Origin of the sequence: Olsenella sp. KH1P3 (assembly GCF_900167315.1) — a bacterium.
Lineage (GTDB): Bacteria > Actinomycetota > Coriobacteriia > Coriobacteriales > Atopobiaceae > Olsenella_J > Olsenella_J umbonata_A.
Map to the genome: position 1 here is coordinate 416847 of NZ_FUWQ01000001.1, position 19627 is coordinate 436473.

The window sequence follows — 19627 nt, forward strand, 5'->3', positions numbered from 1 at the left end:
CGCATGCCCGGCTTAGGCCAGAAGGGGAGCCACATGGCGTTCGTCCATCTTCACAACCACTCGTGCTTTTCCATCCTCGACGCGGCGACCCGCATCCCCGACATGGTCAAGCGCGCCGTCGACCTCCAGATGCCGGCCGTCGCCCTTACGGACCACGGCTACATGTTCGGCATCCCCGAGCTCGACCTGGAGTGCCGCAAGTACAACGACGGCCAGAAGAACATGAAGCAGTGGCGCCACGACGTCGAGTGCTTCCAGAAGGGCTGGGAGCTCGACGAGCCCGAGGCCGACGCGGACGACGCCGACTACTTCGACCGCGTCCACGACCAATGGGCCTCCGACGTCAAGGTGTGGGAGGACAGCGGCCACGACCTTGACGCCGTCAAGGCCAACCGGCCCAAGCTCAAGGTCAAGCCGCTCTTCGGCTGCGAGGCCTACTTCATCAAGGACGACTGCATCGAGCGCGGCACCAAGCAGCGCCGCTTCCACCTGATCCTCATCGCCAAGAACGAGACCGGCTACGTCAACCTGATCAAGTGCATGTCCATGGCCGCTGGCCACGAGATGATGTACTACAAGCCGCGCACCACCTTCGCGATGCTCGAGAAGTACCACGAGGGCATCATCTGCCAGAGCGCCTGCGTCCAGGGGGTCATCCAGCAGTGCGTGCTCGACGGCCAGTTCGACGAGGCGCGCGAGTGGGCCCAGAAGTTCAAGGGCCTCTTCGGCGACGACTTCTACATGGAGATCCAGGACCACGGCCTCAACTTCCGCAACGGCTGGGACGACCGCAAGCTCGACGAGTACCTGGTCAAGCTCGCCCACGAGCTCGACATCAAGGTCATCGCAACCAACGACTTCCACTACCTCTCGCGCGAGGACGCGCCCACGCAGGACATCCTCTCGTGCATCGGCAAGGCCACCACGCTCGACGACCCCAGTCGCATGCGCATGGAGGGGACCGAGTTCTACATGAAGACCGAGGACGAGATGCGCGAGCTCTTCTCGTGGTGTCCCGAGGCCTGCGACAACACCCTCGAGGTGGCCGAGAAGTGCAGCTACGAGCTCGACTGGGACTCCATGTTCCTGCCCGAGTACCCTGGCCTGCGCGAGGGCGAGACCGCAAACGAGCGCTTCCGCGAGGAGTGCGAGAAGGGCCTCGCCAAGCGCTACGGCGAGAACTGGCGCGACATCACCATCGGCGACTGGAACGTCAAGGATCGCTTCGAGCACGAGTACAAGATCATCACCGAGAAGGGCTTCGCAAACTACTTCCTGATCGTCCAGGACTACGTCGAGTGGGCCAAGAACAACGGCATCGGCGTCGGCCCGGGCCGTGGCTCGGCCGCAGGCGCAATCGTTGCCTACGCCATGAACATCACCAACTTCGACCCGCTGGACAACGGCCTGATGTTCGAGCGATTCCTCTCGCCCGAGCGTACCGAGATGCCCGATATCGATATGGACTTCGACGACGAGCACCTCCAGGATGTCCTCCAGCACGTGCGCGACGTCTACGGAGAGGACCGCGTCTGCAAGGTCATCACCTACTCGACCATCAAGGCCAAACAGGCCATCAACGACGCCAACCGCGTCCTGGGCTTCCCGGTCTACAAGGGCCAGCAGCTCTCGAAGATGCTGTCCAACGACCCCAAGCTCTCGCTGCCCAACGCCCTGCACAAGAACGAGAAGAAGCCCGACCAGTACTCCCCGGACTTCGAGAAGGCCTACAACGAGGACGCCGACGCCCACCGCATCATCGACTCGGCCCTGGCCATCGAGGGCCTCACCCGCGGCGAGGGCGTCCACGCCTGCGCGACGCTGATCGCGCCCACGCCGGTCACCGACCACGTTCCCACCAAGCTCGACACCAAGGGCAACGTCACCATCACCCAGTACGAGGGCCACTCGGTCGCCGACATGGGCCTGCTCAAGATGGACTTCCTTGGCCTGCGCACCCTGACGGTCATCAACAAGGCCATCGCCAACATCAGGCACTCGTACCCCAACGCGTCGGACATCGACAAGATGCCCGACGCGGTCAAGGCGACGCTCAAGGACGGCGCCACCTGCGTCGACATCGACCCGGACAAGATCGACTTCTCGGACCCCAAGATCTACGAGCTCCTCGGCTCCGGCCAGACCGCGGGCGTCTTCCAGGTCGAGTCGGGCGGCATGACCCAGACCATCAAGAACATGCAGCCCAACCAGTACAAGCAGATCGTCGCTCTCATCGCGCTCTACCGACCCGGCCCTCTGGGTGCCGGCATGGTCGACAGCTACATCAACCGTATGCACGGCAAGGAGAAGATCTCCTACTACGACGACCGCCTCAAGCCGATCCTGGAAGAGACCTACGGCACCATGGTCTACCAGGAGCAGGTCATGCAGATCTCCATGAAGATGTCCGGCTTCACGCCCGGCGAGTCCGACTCGCGCATGCGCAAGCCCGTGGCAAAGAAGAAGATCAAGATGCTGACCGACCAGATCTTCCACTGGGAGGGCGACGGCGCCGACGAGACCATCTACGACCACTGGATGAACGGCGCGGAGCACAACGGCTACAAGCGAGAGATCGCGCAGGAGATCTGGGAGAACGTCCTCGAGTTCGCGTCCTACGCATTCAACAAGTCCCACTCGGCCGGCTACGCCATCCTGGTCATGCAGACCGCCTGGCTCAAGGCGTACTTCCCGAACGAGTTCATGGCCTCGGTCCTCACCTCCTACATGGGCAAGACCGACAAGATCGTCCACTACGTCACGGCCTGCAACCACGACGGCACCACGGTCCTGCCCCCCGACATCAACGAGTCCGGCCGCGACTTCACCGCAACCCCGGATGGCATCCGATTCGGCTTCGCCGGCATCCGTGGCGTGGGCGCCGCGGTGGGCGAGGCCATCATGGCCGAGCGCGACGCCAACGGACCCTTCAAGAACCTGCACGACTTCTGCGAGCGCGTCGACGGCAGCCAGGCCAACCGCCGCGTCGTCGAGGCGCTTATCAAGGCGGGTGCCTTCGACGCCATGGGCTACCCGCGCAAGCAGCTGATGGGGTTCGTCGACAAGAACAATCCCGCCAACATCATCGATGCGGCGGCCAAGCGCCAGAAGGACAAGGCCAACGGCCAGGTCTCGATGTTCGACATGTTCGCGGCCGTCGAGGGTGCGGGCTTCCAGGACGAGATTCCCGAGCCTGACGGCGACGAGTGGGACCGCCACACCAAGCTCCAGGCCGAGCACGACGTCCTGGGTCTCTACGTCTCGGATCACCCGCTGCGCCCGTTCGAGTACGCGCTCTCCAAGGCACGCGATTGCACGGTCAGCGAGGCCATGGCCTCCGAGGAGTACGTCGATCCCGCGACCGGCACGGCCGGCACGCGCTACAAGGTCGAGGACGGCAAGACCATCCGTCTCGCAGGCATGGTTCCCGCCGGAGGCGTCGCCAAGAAGGTCACCAAGAAGGGCGACCAGATGGCCATCGTCACCCTCGAGGACATGGAGGGCGAGATTCCCCTGGTCGTCTTCCCAAAGACCTATGCGGAGTGCGCCACGATCCTGCAGGGCGACGTCGACCCGGTCACCGGCGAGCGCGTCGGCGACGTCTTCATCCAGGCCACGGGCAAGATCGAGCACGGTGACAGGGGAGACCAGCTGATTTGCCAGAAGATCGTTGCCATGGAGCTCAACGAGAAGACCAACCGCCCCAAGGTCATCGAGATCTACATCCCGTCCAAGATGCTCTCCATGGACAGGATGGAGCGCCTCCAGTCCATCTTCGACCGCTACGACGGGCTCGACCGCGTCGAGCTGATGGTCGAGAGCGCCTCTGGCGACATGATGCGCATGGAGCTCCCCACCAAGGTCGATGCCAAGAACATGGTGCTCCTGGCCGAGGTCGACGACTTCGTCGGCAGGGAGGGCCACGTCCAGGTGGCATAGTTTTGTCTATGCCGCCCGGCTCTAATAGCGAGACAAGTGGCCCTCTGACCGCAGCCATTGTCCCAAACACACCGCTCGCAGGGATTTGCGCAAGCGAAGGCCCCTTCGTCCTTTCTGTGACTCTGTCGGTATCTTTTTTTGCTGGACGGGCACACTATACTCAGTCGGCTCGCCCCAGGGCGCCCGGCCGCGGCGCGTCGCCCGACCGCCGCAAGGAGGGGTGGCAAAAGGAGGAAGGTCTATGGCTGAGGTCACGTTCTACCGTTGTGCGAAGTGTGGAAACCTGGTCATGCTGGTCAACGATGGTGGCGGCACGCTTAGCTGCTGCGGCGAACCCATGAAGAAGCTCGTCGCCGGCTCCGTCGATGCCGCCGTCGAGAAGCACGTGCCTGCCATCGAGCCCGAAGGCGAGCGCATCAGCATCAAGGTCGGCGAGGTCGAGCACCCCATGCTCGAGGAGCACTACATCGAGTGGATCGCGCTCGCCAACGACGGAAGGGCTATCATCAAGTATCTCAAGCCGGGCGAAGAGCCCACCGCGCGCTTCCGCGTCGCGGCCGGGTCGCACGGCACGGTCTATGCCTACTGCAACCTGCATGGGCTCTGGAAGGCCGAGTTCTAGCACTAACCAAGGCATCGCCCCGCGCGGGCGGCCGAGTCCCTCCAAGGGTGTTCCCCAAGGGTGGGGCGCCCTTGGAGGGATTTTCATATGAGGATTGGCGTCGGCCAGATCAACACGAAGCCCGGTGACCTTGCGGCCACCATCGACCGCATGGTCGCCTACTCGGAGCGCGCGATGGGGCATGGGGTCGACCTCCTGGTCTTTCCCATGGCGGCCCTTACGGGGCCATTTCCCCTTGCCGAGGGGCAAAGGGACGACTTCCTCCTGGACACCTTCGACGCGCTCGCCGATGCCGCGACGCGCCTCGCGTGTCCCGCGATCGTCCCCATCGTGAGCGACATCGAGGGTGACACCCTGCCCGAGGCCATGCTCCTCAAGGATGGCGCCATCGCCCCGCTCAAGCTCACCGCCTACGCGGCGAACGTTGGAGACGCCGACTCCGTGCCCTCTCCCGGCGACCCCTCGCCGGACCTGCCGGAGTTCGACGTCTGCGGCCTTCGCTTCGGCCTGGCCTTCACCTACGACGACCTCGACGACTACGCCTCGTTCGACTTCGGCCTCGACGTGCTCCTGTTCGTCTCGGGCTACGGCTACGCCGCGGACGACTCCTCGTCGGCGCTCGGCGGCGCGCTGACCGACAACCGCTTTGTCGGAGACGCCCGCACCACCGGCGCGTGGCTCATCGGCGCTGGCTCCCTGGGCGGCTACGGCACGCAGGTCTACACTGGCTCGAGCTTCGCGCTTTCTCCCGAGGGCGCCCTCGTCGCGAGTGCCCCGGCCTTCGAGGAGGACCTCATGGTCGTCGACGTCACGCCTTGCGCTCGCGCCACGGAGGGCGACGCTCACACGGCCGAGAATGACGCGCCATCCCTCGCTGACGTCTCTGCCCTCGAACAGTCCAAGCTCACCCCCGAGGTCTACAACCGTCCGCTCTACCTCTGGCAGGCGCTTGTCCTCGGCCTGCGCGACTTCGTGAACAAGCAGGGTGGCCGTCAGGTCTCCCTCGTGATCGACGGAACGCTCTCGTCCATGGTCACGGCGGCGCTCGCGACAGACGCATTCGGCCCGTCCAACGTTCATGCCATCGTCGACTGCCCCGGTGACCTCGAGCGCGAGGCTGCCTGCCAGCGTCTCGCCATCAACCTGAGGCTGGACGCGCGCAGCGCATCGGACATCCCGCGCCTGCCCCGCGCCGACACGCCGGCGGACGAGCTGCTGCGCCGCGGCATCGTCGAGGCGTACCTTGCGGCCACGTCCCAAAGCCTCGGCGCGACGCCGCTCTCCACGCTCGACAAGACCGAGCTTGCCATCGGAAGATCGCATCTGGCGCCCATGGCCGCGCAGTTCATGCCCCTCGGCGACGTCTACCGCTCCGCCGTCGTCGACCTCGCGCGCATGCGCAACGCCATGAGTCCCGTATTCCCCACGGTGTCGCTGTCGTCTCGGGAGGTTCCGACCATTGGCAGGCTCCTGCGTGACGGTTACTCGGACGAGAGTTGGGTTCGCGCAATCGATGCCGTTCTCCAGGACCACGTCGAGTGGTCGCACTCGCTCACCGACATCGTGCACGAGGACGTCCACGAGCGCTCGCTGGTCGAGGGCGTGATTGCGGCGTACGAGAGGGGGGAGGCACGTCGTCTCGGCAGGGGCCTCTGCCTCATGGTCAGCACCACCACGCTCTACGACGCCCGGCGTCCGCTCACGCTCGCCTGGCACGACCACGTTCGCCAGGGCAGCGACCCCCAGGCCGACTCCATCGAGTCCGTGCTCGAGCGTCTCACTGAGTCCATCGGGGCGCGGGGGGATGGGCGGCAAGGTCAAGAAGAGGCCGAGCAGTCCGGACTCGAGATGCGCCGTACGCTCTCGTTCCTCAGGGACTTTGCGGTCGGGGGCGCCTTCGGCCCGCGCCATCCCGAGCCAGACTCCTTCGCTGGGCGCGCCATGGGTCCCGACGCGGCCTCGGGCGACGACTCCGGAGTCGCGTGCTTTCGCGACTCCGCAGGAAACGAGTGGCCCACCCCGTTCTCCGAGAACTAGTGCCGCAGCCTGGCCCCCGACTTCCGGTCATCCCGAGCGTGGCGTTGGCCTGCCACAAGCCCAGCGCGTCTCTGTGATACTATAGAACGAACGTTCGATAGCATCTAAACCAACGGAAGGCTAACGCCGCCCGCAGCGCTCGCAAGGGAGGGACGCGTGATCATCCTGGGTATCGATCCCGGCCTCGCCAACACCGGCTGGGGCGTGGTGGAGACGCGCGGCAACGTGTGCCGTGCACGCGCCTACGGATGCGTGTCCAGTAAGGCGTCCGAGCCGCTCGACCAGCGTCTGGGTCGCATCTTCGACGAGATCTCCGAGGTCATCGAGCGCTACCACCCCTCGCAGCTCGCGATCGAGAAGATCTTCTTCGGCGAGAACACTCGCTCCGCCATCGCGACGGCCCATGCCCGCGGCGCGGCCATCGTGGCCTGCTCCATGGCGGGCCTGCAGATGGGCGAGTACACGCCCATGCAGATCAAGCAGGCCGTCGTGGGCACGGGCTCCGCCGACAAGCGCCAGGTCATCTACATGGTCCAGAACATCCTCGCGCTCGATCACGAGCCGCGCCCGGATCACGCGGCCGACGCGCTCGCCGCGGCCGTGTGCCACGCAAACCTGGCGCGCACCAACGCCATCGCGCACCGCGTCGCGGCCGACCAGATGGCCGCCCAGGAGCGCGCGCAGCGCATTGCCGACGCCGATGAGGCCCGCCAGGTCACGGCGGCGGCCACGGCGGCAAACGTCGCCCGTGCTCGTGGCGCGCGCCAGAGCCTTCCCGCAACCCGCACCAGCAGAAGGAGCTCCAAGTGATAGTCCAGCTCACAGGAACCCTGCTCGAGGTCCTGCCCTTGCATGTCGTGCTCGACGTCCAGGGCGTGGGCTACGAGCTCGGCGTCTCCGCCACGACGGCCGCATCGCTCCCGCCCGTGGGGCAGTCCGGCGTAACCATCCTCACACGTCTCATCGTGCGCGAGGACGCCATGGACCTCTACGGCTTCTCCAGCCGAGAAGAGCGCGCCCTCTTCGACCGCCTGGTCGCCATTTCCGGCGTGGGTCCCAAGCTCGCGCTGGCGGTACTCTCCACCTTCAGCCCAGCCGGGCTCGCTACCGTCGTGGCGACGCAAGACGTATCGCGCATGTCTCAGGTGAGCGGCGTAGGCAAGAAGAAGGCCCAACGCCTGCTCGTCGAGCTCGAGGGCGTCTTCCAGAAGGATGCGGAGCTGCGCGGCCTGGTCGGCCTGCAGCAGCCCGCGCTCGACTCCGCGCCTGCCGCCCCCTCTGCTTCTTCGGTCGGGGCCGAGGCCACCGAGGCGCTCCTCTCCATGGGCTTCACGCAGCAGGAGGCGGAGCTTGCGCTCGAGGGATATGATGACGCCGGCACCGGCACCGTCGAGGCGGCGCTCGGCTACGCGCTCAAGCACCTGGGAGGTGGCGCCTAATGTGGGAGGCACCAGAAGACGACCTCTTTGCCGACGGCAACGCGCCCCAGCGCCCTGTGCGCCGCGAGGCGGGCCCGCGCTCGGTGACCGGCGAGCTCACCGCAGACGACCTCGAGGTCGACCGCACGCTTCGCCCCAAGACACTCGACGACTACTGCGGCCAGGAGCGCGTCCGCGAGAACCTGCGCGTGCTCATCCAGGCCGCCCGCGACCGCAACGAGCCGCTCGACCACGTGATCTTCTCGGGTCCTCCGGGCCTGGGCAAGACCACGCTCGCGGGCGTCGTCGCGAACGAGATGGGCGCCAAGCTGCACACCACCTCCGGGCCTGCCATCGAGCGCACCGGCGACCTCGCGGCCATCCTCACCAACCTGGGCGAGAACGACATCCTCTTCGTGGACGAGATCCATCGTCTCAACCACCAGGTCGAGGAGGTGCTCTACCCGGCGATGGAGGACTTCTTCCTCGACATCGTCATCGGCAAGGGGCCGGCCGCGCGCTCCATCAGGCTCGACATGCCCCACTTCACGCTCATCGGCGCGACCACGCGCACCGGCCTCCTCACGGGGCCCCTGCGCGACCGCTTCGGCATCTCGTACCGTCTGGACTACTACTCCACGCAGGAGCTCTCGCACATCGTCCAGCGCTCCGCCGCCATCTTGGGCGTGCGCATCGACGCACAGGGCGCTGCCGAGATCGCCTCGCGTAGCCGCGGCACGCCGCGTCTTGCCAACCGGCTTCTCAAGCGCGTTCGCGACTACGCTCAGGTCAAGGCCGAGGGAGAGATCACGTGGGAGGTCGCCTCGCAGGCGCTCTCCTTCTTCGAGATCGACCAGATGGGTCTCGACTGGATGGACGTCAAGATCCTCGAGGCCCTCACCAAGACCTTCCGCGGCCGTCCCGTGGGGCTTACCACCATCGCCTCGGCGGTTGGAGAGGACCCCTCTACGCTCGAGGACGTCTACGAGCCCTACCTGCTCCAGACGGGCCTCATCATCCGTACGCCTCAGGGGCGCGTGGCGACCAGCCTGGCCTTCGACCACCTTGGCGTCACCCCGCCCGCCGTCAAGTAAGGAGGCAACCCATGCTCCAACACGACTATCTCCTCGAGATCATCGGCCGCTTCGTCGAGAGCGTCTCCGTCGCCCTCGTGAGCGTCTTTCGCGACAGAGAGTTCGGGCGCGTGGAGGAGGCTGAGTCCGCCGTGGCCGAGCTCCTCGACCTCGATGCCTCGACGGCCATGTCGCTCGCTCCCCAGTCGCTCGTCACGATGATGTCCCTTTCGGGCGTGGGGGAGTCCGTTGCCGGCTATGCCGCCTACGTCCTCCAGAGAGTCTCGCTCGCCTACGAGCTCGAGGGCAAGCCGAATGTTGCCCGCGTTCGCCACGAGCAGGCGCAGGCCATCGCCGATGCCTTCAACGCCGGTCTCGAACAAGTTCCTGAAGAGTTCCTTAGCCTTGAGCGCCAGATTATCAACCGGTAATCCGCAAGCGTCAGCTATGTTTCAGGGGGCGTTGGCTTCTCGGTCATTCGCGTTCAATTTTGCCCGTGAACGGATTTTCGTCTATTTTCCCAGCGTCTTGGGGTAATATGTCCCACGTGGCCAAAACCCACACTTTGTATCGCGCGTACAGCGCACTGTTTTCGCCCCTCGGGGCAAGAAAGAAAGGCACGACATGGCACAGGGTACTGTTAAGTGGTTCAACCCGGACAAGGGCTACGGCTTCATCTCTCGTGAGGACGGCGACGACCTGTTCGTCCACTACTCCGAGATCCAGATGGACGGCTTCAAGACTCTGGACGAGGGCCAGGCTGTCGAGTTTGACATCACCACCGGCCAGAACGGCAAGCTCCAGGCTTCCAACGTCCGCAAGGCCTAAGCAGCCGTAAGCCTCATTCATACTTAAGGCTGATGAGCCCCCGCATCGCGGGGGCTTTTTGTTTGTGCGTTTGCGCAAAATGTCCCGTTTCGACGAGGCTCATTTACGTTTGAAATGATTGTGTCAAATACTGTTTCCATCTATCGCCGCAACAAACCTGTCTGCCATCCTATCTGCTTGGTTTCTTTACGATAGTGGTAGATTAGTAAAACCTAATAACGGTTCAAGTTCTTTTAAGGCGGCAGCTGGTGGGTTCTTCTTACTTCAGAAAATTATCTCTCTGGCTACTGGACGTCATCTGCGTCGTTCTGAGCTTCTGGCATGCGACGAGCATCAAGGCGCTTGGACCCATTTTGTCTTCCACCGGTAGTGCAACCGGCCTGACCATCATTACTCTAGTCTTCCTCGTCACGTTCTTCAATTTCATCACGCACGTGAACCGTGGTTTCATGAAGCGCAACGCAACACAGGAGTTTGGCCTTGTCTTCCTTTACAACGTCTATCTCGTGCTCGGCGTCGCCCTCGTGATGCTTGCCGTCAAGCCCGACGTCTCGCCCTCGCGTACCGTCGTGATGCTCTTCTTCGGCATCGATGTCGTGGTCATGTGCGCGCTCAGGGCGCTTTCCAAGCTCGCGACGCGTCTCGTGTTTGGTCGTGAGAGCGTCCGCTACCACGTTCTTATGATTGCTGAGCCCACGTGCAGGGAGTTTGTCCAGAAGCGCTTCAAGACTGGGTCAACCTACAACGTCGCGGGATGGCTCGACCTTTCAGGAGACTTCGTCCAGGGCAAGGTGGGGGAGAAGACCATAGCCTGCCGGCTTGAGTCCATTCCCCAGCACCTTGCGGGCAAGCGCATCGACGACGTCTTCGTTGCGGCCCCCAATGCGACTGAGGATCAGGTGGCACGTCTGGTCGACTCTGCGGAGCGCCTTTCGGCCTCTTGCCACGTGCAGGTGGTTCTGCCTGACCCCGATATCCAGGGGGCGCATCTCGACTCCTTTGGCGAGATTCCTACGGTCACCTACTCGAGCACCGGCAGCAAGTTCTACCGCTACGTCGGCAAGCGCCTGTTCGACATCCTCTTCAGTCTTGCGGTCATAGTAGTCGCCTTCATTCCCAGCCTCATCCTGAGTCTCGTTATCTACCTTCAGACCAAGGGCTCTCCCTTCTACACCCAGAGTCGCGTCGGCCTCGACGGCAAGCACTTCGACCTCCTCAAGTTCCGCTCCATGGTCGCTGATGCTAACGACGTCAAGAAGTATTTGAGCGCGGAACAGCTTAGGGAGTGGGAGACGGAGCGCAAGGTCGAAAACGATCCACGCGTCACGAAGGTGGGGCGCATCCTGCGCAAGACGTCGCTGGATGAGTTTCCGCAGTTCATCAACGTATTCAAAGGCGACATGAGTGTTGTGGGCCCGCGTCCCATTGTCGATGAGGAGCTTGTCAACTACGGGGATAGGTTGAGTGAGTTCCTCAGCTGCAAACCAGGCATCACAGGATGGTGGCAGGTGGTGGCTCGCAACGATGCGACCTACGCTACCGGTAAGCGCCAGGAGCTCGAATTGTACTATGTGCGTCACCAGTCCGCCCAGATGGATTGGTCAATTATCAAGCGTACGGTTAGCGCCGTGTTTTATGGAACGGGTAAGTAGTCGACGTTGCTTGCGGGAGTAATACCGTGAATCGTTTTTCTTCAGACTATTCGGCTGTGGGGACGTGGAGATCTCTGCTTGCAGGATCAGTTGAACCCTGGGAGCTTGAGGAGCTTAATAATCCGACTTCTCTTGCGGATGCTTTTGCAAAGAGCATGTCATTTGGGACGGGTGGTATTCGCGGTCTTATGGGCATTGGACCCAACAGGATGAACGTCCTTACTGTTGCCCGCGCGACACAAGGCCTTGCCGACTATCTCAAATCAAGACAAGCGAGCTCCGATTTGTGTGTCGCCATCGGTTACGACACACGAATCCATAGCGTAGACTTTGCTCGCATCGCTGCTTCTGTTTTGGCTGCGAATGGCATTATTGCTCGTATGTTTGACGAGCCACAGCCTACACCTGTACTGGGCTATGCCATCAGACAGTTTGGTTGCGATGCGGGAATCGTAATCACTGCGAGCCATAATTCGAAGGAATATAACGGTTATAAGGTGTATGACTCGGATGGCAATCAAATTACTGACACCGTTGCTCGTGCAGTTCAATCATGCATCGAGAGGGTCGATTCTCTTGACGGGGCTCAGACGATGCCGTATGGCGAGGCGCTTTCTCAGGGTCTCGTGCTGACCATTTCTGACGACATTGTTGATGATTTCATCGATGCTGTCCTCGACGAACGAATTGGTATCGATGCGGGCGGCCTTAAGGTAGTCTATTCGCCGTTGAATGGCACTGGTCTTGTTCCCGCAAAAAAGATGCTTGATTGCTTGGGTGTCGATTATGAGCTCGTTCCGGGGCAGTCTGAACACGATGGCTATTTCCCAACTTGTCCGAAGCCCAATCCTGAGAACCCCGAGGCGATGCGGAAGGGAATGGAGCTCGCAGCCAGTCTGAACGCAGACATCTTCGTTGCGACCGATCCAGATTCCGACCGCCTTGGCGTTGCCGTTGTTCACGATGGTCAAACTAGGCTTCTGACCGGCAATGAGTTCGGTCTACTCGTTCTCGACCGCCTCGCTAGGTCAGGCAAGCTAAGCGCGGAGGCAGGTAGGCCGGTTGCGGTTACGACGATCGTCTCTACTCCACTTGTTGATAGGCTTGCCGAGCAAGAGGGACTTGAGCTCCGCCGTACGCTGACTGGGTTCAAGTACGTTGGGGAGCAGATAGGGCTTCTCGAGAAAAATGGAGAGAAGCGCAGGTTTTGCTTCGGCATGGAAGAGAGCTGCGGCTACCTTCGTGGAACATACGTAAGGGATAAAGACGGTATCTGTGGCCTGATGCTCGCTTGCGAGATTGCTGCGGCCTGCAAGTCTGAGGGTATGAATCTAATTGATGCTCTTGATGATCTCTACGGTCGTCGTGGGTACATGAAGGATAGACAAATCAGCCTTGAGTTCAAAGGCATTTCAGGACGAGAAGCCATCTCGTCGATTATGTCTGCCCTTAGGATTCGGGGCGTCTGCCAAGTTGTTGACTATGAGCTTGAGAAGAGCATCGATTACTCTCTCTGTGTTCCGATGCCTTGCGTGGGGGCATCGTCACGGCAGACTCTTCCATCTTCTGACGTTCTCGAATACCGTTTCAAGAACGGCTGTAAGATAATCTTCCGACCGAGTGGGACCGAGTCGAAGATTAAGGCGTATCTGTTTGCCAGCGGAAAGAATAACGATGAGGCTGACGAGAGGATTAATACACTTTCTGAGTCTGTGACGGCATTTCTCGGTCATTGGAACAAGGCGGGGGAGAATCATATGCCATCAATTCATGTCGTTCTTCTTTCTGGCGGTTCCGGTACGAGGCTATGGCCCTTGTCTAATTCGGCGCGATCGAAGCAATTCCTGAAGGTGCTTCGAGACGAGTTGGGAAACGCTGTGTCCATGGTCCAAAGGGTCTTCTCGCAGATTCGGAAGGTTCCTGGGAACGTTGACATCACGATTGCCACGAGCGCGTCACAGGCGGAGAGCCTTGAGATGCAGGTTCCCGGACGGTATGCGCTGGTTACCGAACCAGAGCGCAGGGATACAGCTCCTGCAATCATGCTTGCGTGCGAGCATCTTGCCCTCGAGCAGGGAGCGTCGGATGACGATACGGTTATCGTGATGCCCATAGATACGTATGCGGATCAGGGCTATTACGATTGCATTCCAAAGATTGCCGACACTGTAGCCCAAAATGACAAAGGCCTGGTTCTTCTGGGCGTAAAGCCAACCTACCCCTCCGAGAAGTATGGATACATCCTTCCCTCCGAAAGGTCTGGGGAGGTAATGTCTGTCAAAACGTTCAAAGAGAAGCCGAATGAGTCCACGGCACGCGAGTATATCGACGAGGGTGGCCTTTGGAATTGCGGCGTCTTCGCTTTCAAACTTGGGTATCTGAGAGCAATTACCGAAACGTATTTCTCTTCGGATCACTACGGGGACTACGTTACAAATTATCGGCAGTTTCCGAAGAATAGCTTTGACTATGAGGTCGTTGAGAAGGAGAAGTCCATTTCCGTTGTGACTTACGATGGCACTTGGAAAGACCTAGGAACGTGGAATACGCTCTCCGAGGAAATGTCAGAAGCCACCTCGGGCCCTGTGTTCATGGATTATGGAACGACAAATAACGTTCATGCGATAAATGAAACTGGCCTTCCTATGGTTGTCGCGGGAGTATCCAATGCGGTGGTTGTCGCAACTCCCGACGGGATATTGGTTTCCGGGAAAGAGGAGAGTGCGCACATCAAGGGGCTGGTTTCGGAGGCGGCGATCTCTTGCCCGATGACAGAGAAGCGCTCTTGGGGGAGCTATCGCGTGCTTGATTATGGGCGGTCCGCCGGCGCTAGGGTTACCGAGTTCATTGTGAGGGAAGGGCATTGCATTTCATTGCCTGTCGGCAATAGCTTCTCTGGATCGATGACTGTTGTTTCTGGTTCAGGCGTTTTGTCTAGTTCAAGTGAGACGGTAAATTATCAACCAGGGGATTGTCGCAAGATTGGGCCTAGTAACTTTGTTGAGCTGTCGGCAACAACAGACTCTATTCTGGTTTGTGTTTGCTGAGAATGATTTTGTTGCTTTAACTGCCCTTCTGAATTGTTTGCCGAATATGGGGTTATTACTTAATGAGGTATGTTATTGATGGGCTGTTTTACACTCAGCCCGTTACGGGGATACAGCGTTATGCGCGCGAACTAGTTGCGGAGCTGGACAAGGTGGCTCCGGCTGGATTATTTGAGATTGCGGTTCCAAAAGGCACGGAGAATCCTAGGCTAGACAATATTCCAACTTGTGAAATAGGCGAGTGCTCGGGATTGCTTTGGGAGCAGCTTAGCTTTGCTCATTATCTAAACGTGAGTGGGCGCACTGGAATTTGTCTGTGCAATACGCTGCCTTTGCGGCGCAAAGGAGATATCGCGGTCGTTCACGATGTCAGCTATAAGGTTAACCCCTGGTTCTTCAAAGGACCTAGGGGGTTGATGTCGCGCGTATGGCATTGTGCGAACTATAGGCATGCCGCTCGCTCTGCGCTAAGAATAGTTACCGTCTCTAGTTTTTCTAGGGGTGAGATCGCCCGCAGCTATCATGTCGACCAAACGAAAATTGCCGTTTGTCCTAATGGCTGGCAGCATTTGCAGAAGTGCGGGAGCGATTCTGATGCTCTCTCCGCCCGTGGGCTTGAAACGGGCGAATTCTTTTTCAGCATGTCAAGCCTGGCGCCTAACAAGAACGTTCAATGGCTGCTCAAAGTGGCGGAATTGATGCCGGACAGTGTGTTTGTAATAGCCGGAGGATCGCAGATCAGCCAAAAGTTTTCGGACGTTCCGAAAAATGTGAGGCTTGTTGGGTACGTGTCGGACGAAGAAGCTAAGGCTCTCATGGAGGGGTGCAAGGCATTCGTCTTCCCTACGTTCTACGAGGGGTTCGGAATTCCCCCTCTTGAGGCTTTGGCTTGTGGCGCGAACGTTGTTGTCTCGGATACCCCTTGCATGCACGAGGTGTTTGGGGAATCGGCAACTTATGTCGACCCTAATGATCCTCTTCCGATTGATCTTGTGGAGAGCTCCTCGGATGCGCGAGATGAAACCCTTGAAAAGTATAGCTGGGAAACGACGGCAGATTCATTTATGCGAATGCTGATGCAGATAGAAACGACGTCCAAGTGATGGGCAAGGTGAGAATATGACTCGAACGCCAAGCTTCTTGTCCGGGAAAAAAGTTGCTCTTGTGCATGATTGGCTTGTGGGACAAGGTGGGGGAGAGAGGGTTCTCTTTGATCTCCACGAGATGTTTCCTGATGCTCCGATTTTTACCCTCGTATACGACGAGCACAAAGCTCCTTCCTGGCTTCGCAAATGCGATGTCAGGACTACTTACCTTCAGTCGCTTCCCGGTGCAAGGAACCATCACAAGCTCTTGCTTTCCATGATGCCAAAGGCATGGGAGGCACTTGATTTAACTGAATACGATCTTGTCATCAGCTCCTGTATGAGCTGCTGCAAGGGGGTTGTTACGAGACCCGACGCGGTTCATATTTGCTACTGCCATTCTCCAATTCGATATGTCTGGGACTTGTACTACGAGTACTACCGCTCTGCAGGATGGCTTAAGAGGCACTTCATGCCTCCGATGATTCATAAGGTTCGCCAGTGGGACTACCTTGCTGCCCAAAGGGTTGATTATTTCGTTTCTAACTCAGACTTTGTGGGTAAGCGGATAAAAAAGTTTTACCGTCGTGAGTCAGTTACGATTCACCCGGGGACGCAGGTCTCAGCAAAAGAGGTGCGGGAGCCAGAGGGGTACTACCTGGTCGTTTCTCGCTTTGTTCAGTACAAGAGGGTCGACCTAGCGATTAAGGCGTGCTCTGAGCTTGGTAGAAAGCTTATCGTTATCGGTTCGGGTGGCGAAAAGGAACAGGAGTTGCGTACCCTCGCAGGTCCCACCGTTAGCTTTATTGGTCGAGTTTCTGACGAGGAGATGCTCTCCTATTACCTTGGAGCGGACGCCTTTCTCTTTCCCGGAGTTGAGGACTATGGCTTGACGCCCGTAGAAGCCATGAGTGCCGGTGTGCCAGTTCTCGCTTTTGGAAAGGGAGGGGCGTTGGAAACGGTCTCGAGTGACAAGACTGGCCTATTCTTCAACGAGCAGACCGTCGAGTCTCTGATTGACTGCATCAAGCGCTTTGAGAATGAAGGCGTTGCGTACTCCCGCCATCAAATCTCTGAGTACTCGCGACTGTTCTCTAGCGAGGTATTTCGCGAAAAGATGCTGAACTACATCGAACAGTGCATCTTGTGCGAGTAGCTATCTATTGCATTTCTGCGTCGTCTGAAGGCGAATAAAACACGATAGTCGCAATGTGGACGGTGAGCTTGGTGAACGAATACGTTAAATCTGACTTGTATCGGTATACCGGAAAAACGGACTGGGTTTCCTTCATCAGGGCATACAAGGGACGTTGTTTTAGATGGCAGGTTGCCTTTCGCCTTTCAAATGGGGTTGGTTTCGAAAGACTGTTGGGTAACATTCTCTGGATGATCAGTATTACGAAGCACAGCATCCAGATCCCGAAAGAAACAACCATTGGGTATGGCCTGTATATAGGGCATGGAGGCCCCATAGTGTGTAACGCCACTGCCTCGATTGGCAACAACTGCAACTTGAGTCAGTGGACGACAATAGGATCAAACGAAAACCATGCTGCAACCATAGGAGACAATGTCTACATTGGGCCTAATTGCTGCATTGTTGAAGACGTGACCATTGGATCAAATGTAACGATCGGAGCCGGTTCAGTTGTCACGAAGGACATTCCTTCAAATGCAACTGTCGCGGGAAACTACGCAAAAGTTCTAAATTATAACAATCCAGGTCGTTATTGCAAGAATCGTTGGATTCCGCTTTGCAATTTCGACTAATGGTGAACAGAACTATCACTAACGGGGGATTGAAATAGTGTCTCAGAAAAAAACGATTCACTACTGTTGGTTTGGTGGCTCGCCTCTTGGCGAAAAAGAGCTTGCGTGCATCGAGTCTTGGAAAAGGTTCATGCCTGATTACGAAATCAAGCAGTGGGACGAATCAAACTGGGATGTCCGCTGCTGTGACTACGTTTCCGAGGCTTACGACGCTCGGATGTGGGCCTTTGTGAGCGACTATGCTCGATTTGATATCCTGTATCATTTTGGAGGCGTCTACTTTGACACAGATGTCGAGTTGATTCGACCGATAGACGACATCCTATCCCAGGGACCGTTTCTTGGGTTCGAGAAAAACTGCTTCGAGGGCAATCGGTCTTCCATGGATGTGGCTGGCTATCCCGTTGCTAATCCTGGGCTTGGAATGTTTGCGGTTCCCGGAATGGACTTCTACAAGAAGCTTCTCCGCTCTTATGAGGACGGCCACTTTGCCAATAGCGATGGCAGCTTTGATAAGACTACGGTTGTAATCCGGGTTACAAGAGAACTAATTAAGGACGGGTTGAAGAAAGGCGATGGAGTCCAATGCGTTGACGGCATTCGTCTTTACCCCAGCGATTTCTTTAACCCTAAAGACTTTATTACTGGGCGTGTGACGACTTCAAATAACACCAGGTCAATCCATCACTTCTCGATGTCTTGGTATTCACCTGTCCGAAAATACAAACACGAGCTAGGCTCGAAGATGATTTCGCGTGGTGTTCCAAAGACTATTGCGCGTTTGCTTTCTATTCTCGTGGCGGTCTGCAAGTATCGACGAATACAATAAGACATCAGGCCTTGCGATTCCTACAAGGCCTGATGCGATATGCAGAGCAAAATGCCCATGATAGAATGCATTGTTACTTTTCGATGCGATTGTTTTTTTGGTCGTTTGCTGGAGCTTGCTGCTATGGGATGTCGGCGTCAATCAATAGTTCTATTTATTTTTAACTTCTCCCGTGGGGCTGGGAGCGAACGTGCTGCTGCGACTCTTGCAAATTATCTCGCGGGTGCCGGCTATGATGTCGCAGTTCTTAGCATTTGCGGTGATAATACCAGCTTTTATGATATCGACGATAGGGTCGAGCTGCACACCCTGTTTTCTCACGAAATAATTGATAATCGTCGTGATATGGCTCGTGTGCTCAAAGCTCTTCGACAGTTCTATAGTTTGCGCACAATAGACCTTGTCATCGATGTCTTTGCAGGACTGAGTCTCTATACGAATGCCGTTAAGCGGCACTTCTCTTTTAAAAATATAACTTGGGAGCACTTTAGCCTTGGTAACGAAACCCCGGTTAGCCGACTTGCAAGGTTCTGCGCCGTTCATTTTTCCGATCAGCTTGTGGTTCTCACGAAAGCTGATCTCAGCGGATACTGCAGGAGGTACGCTCGCTCCGCCGTTCGGGTTAAGGCAATATACAACGCTTCTCCCTATAATTGCGAAATCCCTCTGCCGTTCTCCGATCGTAAAAAGGTCGTTCTCGCGATTGGAAGGCTTACGAGGGTAAAGCGTTTCGATCGCATTCTCAAAGTCTGGAGTGCGCTTGAGGGCAACCATTCCGACTGGACGCTTCGCATTGCTGGTGATGGCGAGCTTCGTGATGCGTTGAGAGCAGAATGCGCTGAATTGGGGCTCAGACACGTGTCTTTTCTCGGTCAGGTCCTAAAGCTTGAGGATGAGTATCGTGAGGCGTCTATCATCGTCTCGACGTCTGAGTCAGAAGCATTGCCGATGAATCTCATTGAGGCTCTTTCTTTCGGCGTGCCTGCTGTTACCCTCGATTATCAGACCGGACCGCGTGAAATACTCCAACAAGGAGTCAGTGGCTTCATCGCCGAGGGCGAGACCGTCGACGACCAAATGAATGCTATGACGGAGCGGCTTGATAAGCTGATGAGCGATAACACTTTGCTGTCGTCAATGATGGCTTCGGCAGCTCAGGGTGCCAAGGCATTCAGTCTTGATGAAATCGGCGGGCAGTGGCTTTCCTTAATTCATGAATTGTTGAACGATGATACGGCAAATTAGACTTCTTGTTGCGCGGACGGAATAATCGCCACGGTCTTGCGCTCGGCTCAATTGAACCAATACGTGTCTCCGACCATTGCCA

Annotated in this window: 15 protein-coding genes; all 15 read left to right on the top strand. The window is 58.3% G+C overall.

Translation table 11 applies throughout. The annotated features are described in order from the left end of the window. Positions 1-33 precede the first annotated feature (33 nt). The 15 genes from dnaE to B5D13_RS01800 all read left to right on the top strand — a co-directional run bounded on the left by dnaE (position 34) and on the right by B5D13_RS01800 (position 19545). Positions 34-3939: a DNA polymerase III subunit alpha gene (dnaE, locus tag B5D13_RS01730; RefSeq protein WP_078686565.1), complete on the top strand. Its 3906-nt coding sequence runs from the start codon at positions 34-36 to the stop codon at positions 3937-3939. Between the two features lie 241 nt (positions 3940-4180). Then, complete coding sequence (locus B5D13_RS01735; RefSeq protein WP_078686566.1) at positions 4181-4561, top strand: desulfoferrodoxin; 381 nt, start codon at positions 4181-4183, stop codon at positions 4559-4561. 87 nt (positions 4562-4648) lie between these two features. Then, positions 4649-6598, top strand: a complete 1950-nt coding sequence (locus B5D13_RS01740; protein WP_078686567.1) for a nitrilase-related carbon-nitrogen hydrolase — start codon at positions 4649-4651, stop codon at positions 6596-6598. A 156-nt stretch (positions 6599-6754) separates the two neighbouring features. Next, on the top strand, positions 6755-7408 hold the full coding sequence (ruvC, locus tag B5D13_RS01745) for a crossover junction endodeoxyribonuclease RuvC (protein WP_078686568.1): 654 nt from the start codon (positions 6755-6757) through the stop codon (positions 7406-7408). Further along, the gene (ruvA, locus tag B5D13_RS01750; protein ID WP_078686569.1) at positions 7405-8037 is read left to right on the top strand and encodes a Holliday junction branch migration protein RuvA; all 633 of its coding nucleotides are present in this window, start codon (positions 7405-7407) and stop codon (positions 8035-8037) included. Before ruvC ends, ruvA begins: the two co-directional genes overlap by 4 nt. Continuing rightward, positions 8037-9110 carry a Holliday junction branch migration DNA helicase RuvB gene (gene ruvB, locus B5D13_RS01755; protein ID WP_078686570.1) on the top strand — a complete coding sequence of 358 codons (1074 nt, stop codon included), beginning with the start codon at positions 8037-8039 and terminating at the stop codon, positions 9108-9110. The genes ruvA and ruvB overlap by 1 nt, the downstream gene beginning before the upstream one ends. An 11-nt stretch (positions 9111-9121) precedes the next feature. Next, positions 9122-9520, top strand: a complete 399-nt coding sequence (locus B5D13_RS01760; RefSeq protein WP_078686571.1) for a hypothetical protein — start codon at positions 9122-9124, stop codon at positions 9518-9520. 193 nt (positions 9521-9713) lie between these two features. Further along, a complete protein-coding gene (locus tag B5D13_RS01765; protein WP_013251574.1) occupies positions 9714-9917 on the top strand; it encodes a cold-shock protein in 204 nt (67 codons plus the stop codon). A 248-nt stretch (positions 9918-10165) separates the two neighbouring features. Beyond that, positions 10166-11569, top strand: coding sequence for an exopolysaccharide biosynthesis polyprenyl glycosylphosphotransferase (locus B5D13_RS01770; RefSeq protein WP_159443964.1), 1404 nt, complete (start codon positions 10166-10168; stop codon positions 11567-11569). Positions 11570-11595: 26 nt separating this feature from the next. Further along, entirely contained in the window at positions 11596-14616 is a 3021-nt protein-coding gene (locus B5D13_RS01775) for a sugar phosphate nucleotidyltransferase (protein ID WP_143327729.1), read from the top strand. A 62-nt stretch (positions 14617-14678) separates the two neighbouring features. After that, complete coding sequence (locus B5D13_RS01780; protein ID WP_078686573.1) at positions 14679-15719, top strand: glycosyltransferase family 4 protein; 1041 nt, start codon at positions 14679-14681, stop codon at positions 15717-15719. A 16-nt stretch (positions 15720-15735) separates the two neighbouring features. Beyond that, complete coding sequence (locus tag B5D13_RS01785) at positions 15736-16857, top strand: glycosyltransferase (protein ID WP_078686574.1); 1122 nt, start codon at positions 15736-15738, stop codon at positions 16855-16857. 230 nt (positions 16858-17087) lie between these two features. Continuing rightward, entirely contained in the window at positions 17088-17471 is a 384-nt protein-coding gene (locus tag B5D13_RS08850) for a serine acetyltransferase (RefSeq protein ID WP_369821281.1), read from the top strand. Positions 17472-17508: 37 nt separating this feature from the next. Beyond that, positions 17509-18300, top strand: a complete 792-nt coding sequence (locus B5D13_RS01795) for a glycosyltransferase family 32 protein (protein WP_159443965.1) — start codon at positions 17509-17511, stop codon at positions 18298-18300. Positions 18301-18339: 39 nt separating this feature from the next. Continuing rightward, positions 18340-19545 carry a glycosyltransferase gene (locus B5D13_RS01800; RefSeq protein WP_078686576.1) on the top strand — a complete coding sequence of 402 codons (1206 nt, stop codon included), beginning with the start codon at positions 18340-18342 and terminating at the stop codon, positions 19543-19545. Positions 19546-19627 lie beyond the last annotated feature (82 nt).

Coding starts and splice junctions, on each gene's coding strand:
- dnaE (WP_078686565.1), top strand. CDS start 34: ATGGCGTTCGTCCATCTTCACAACCACTCGTGCTTTTCCATCCTCGAC.
- B5D13_RS01735 (WP_078686566.1), top strand. CDS start 4,181: ATGGCTGAGGTCACGTTCTACCGTTGTGCGAAGTGTGGAAACCTGGTC.
- B5D13_RS01740 (WP_078686567.1), top strand. CDS start 4,649: ATGAGGATTGGCGTCGGCCAGATCAACACGAAGCCCGGTGACCTTGCG.
- ruvB (WP_078686570.1), top strand. CDS start 8,037: ATGTGGGAGGCACCAGAAGACGACCTCTTTGCCGACGGCAACGCGCCC.
- B5D13_RS01760 (WP_078686571.1), top strand. CDS start 9,122: ATGCTCCAACACGACTATCTCCTCGAGATCATCGGCCGCTTCGTCGAG.
- B5D13_RS01765 (WP_013251574.1), top strand. CDS start 9,714: ATGGCACAGGGTACTGTTAAGTGGTTCAACCCGGACAAGGGCTACGGC.
- B5D13_RS01780 (WP_078686573.1), top strand. CDS start 14,679: ATGAGGTATGTTATTGATGGGCTGTTTTACACTCAGCCCGTTACGGGG.
- B5D13_RS01785 (WP_078686574.1), top strand. CDS start 15,736: ATGACTCGAACGCCAAGCTTCTTGTCCGGGAAAAAAGTTGCTCTTGTG.
- B5D13_RS08850 (WP_369821281.1), top strand. CDS start 17,088: ATGATCAGTATTACGAAGCACAGCATCCAGATCCCGAAAGAAACAACC.
- B5D13_RS01800 (WP_078686576.1), top strand. CDS start 18,340: ATGCAGAGCAAAATGCCCATGATAGAATGCATTGTTACTTTTCGATGC.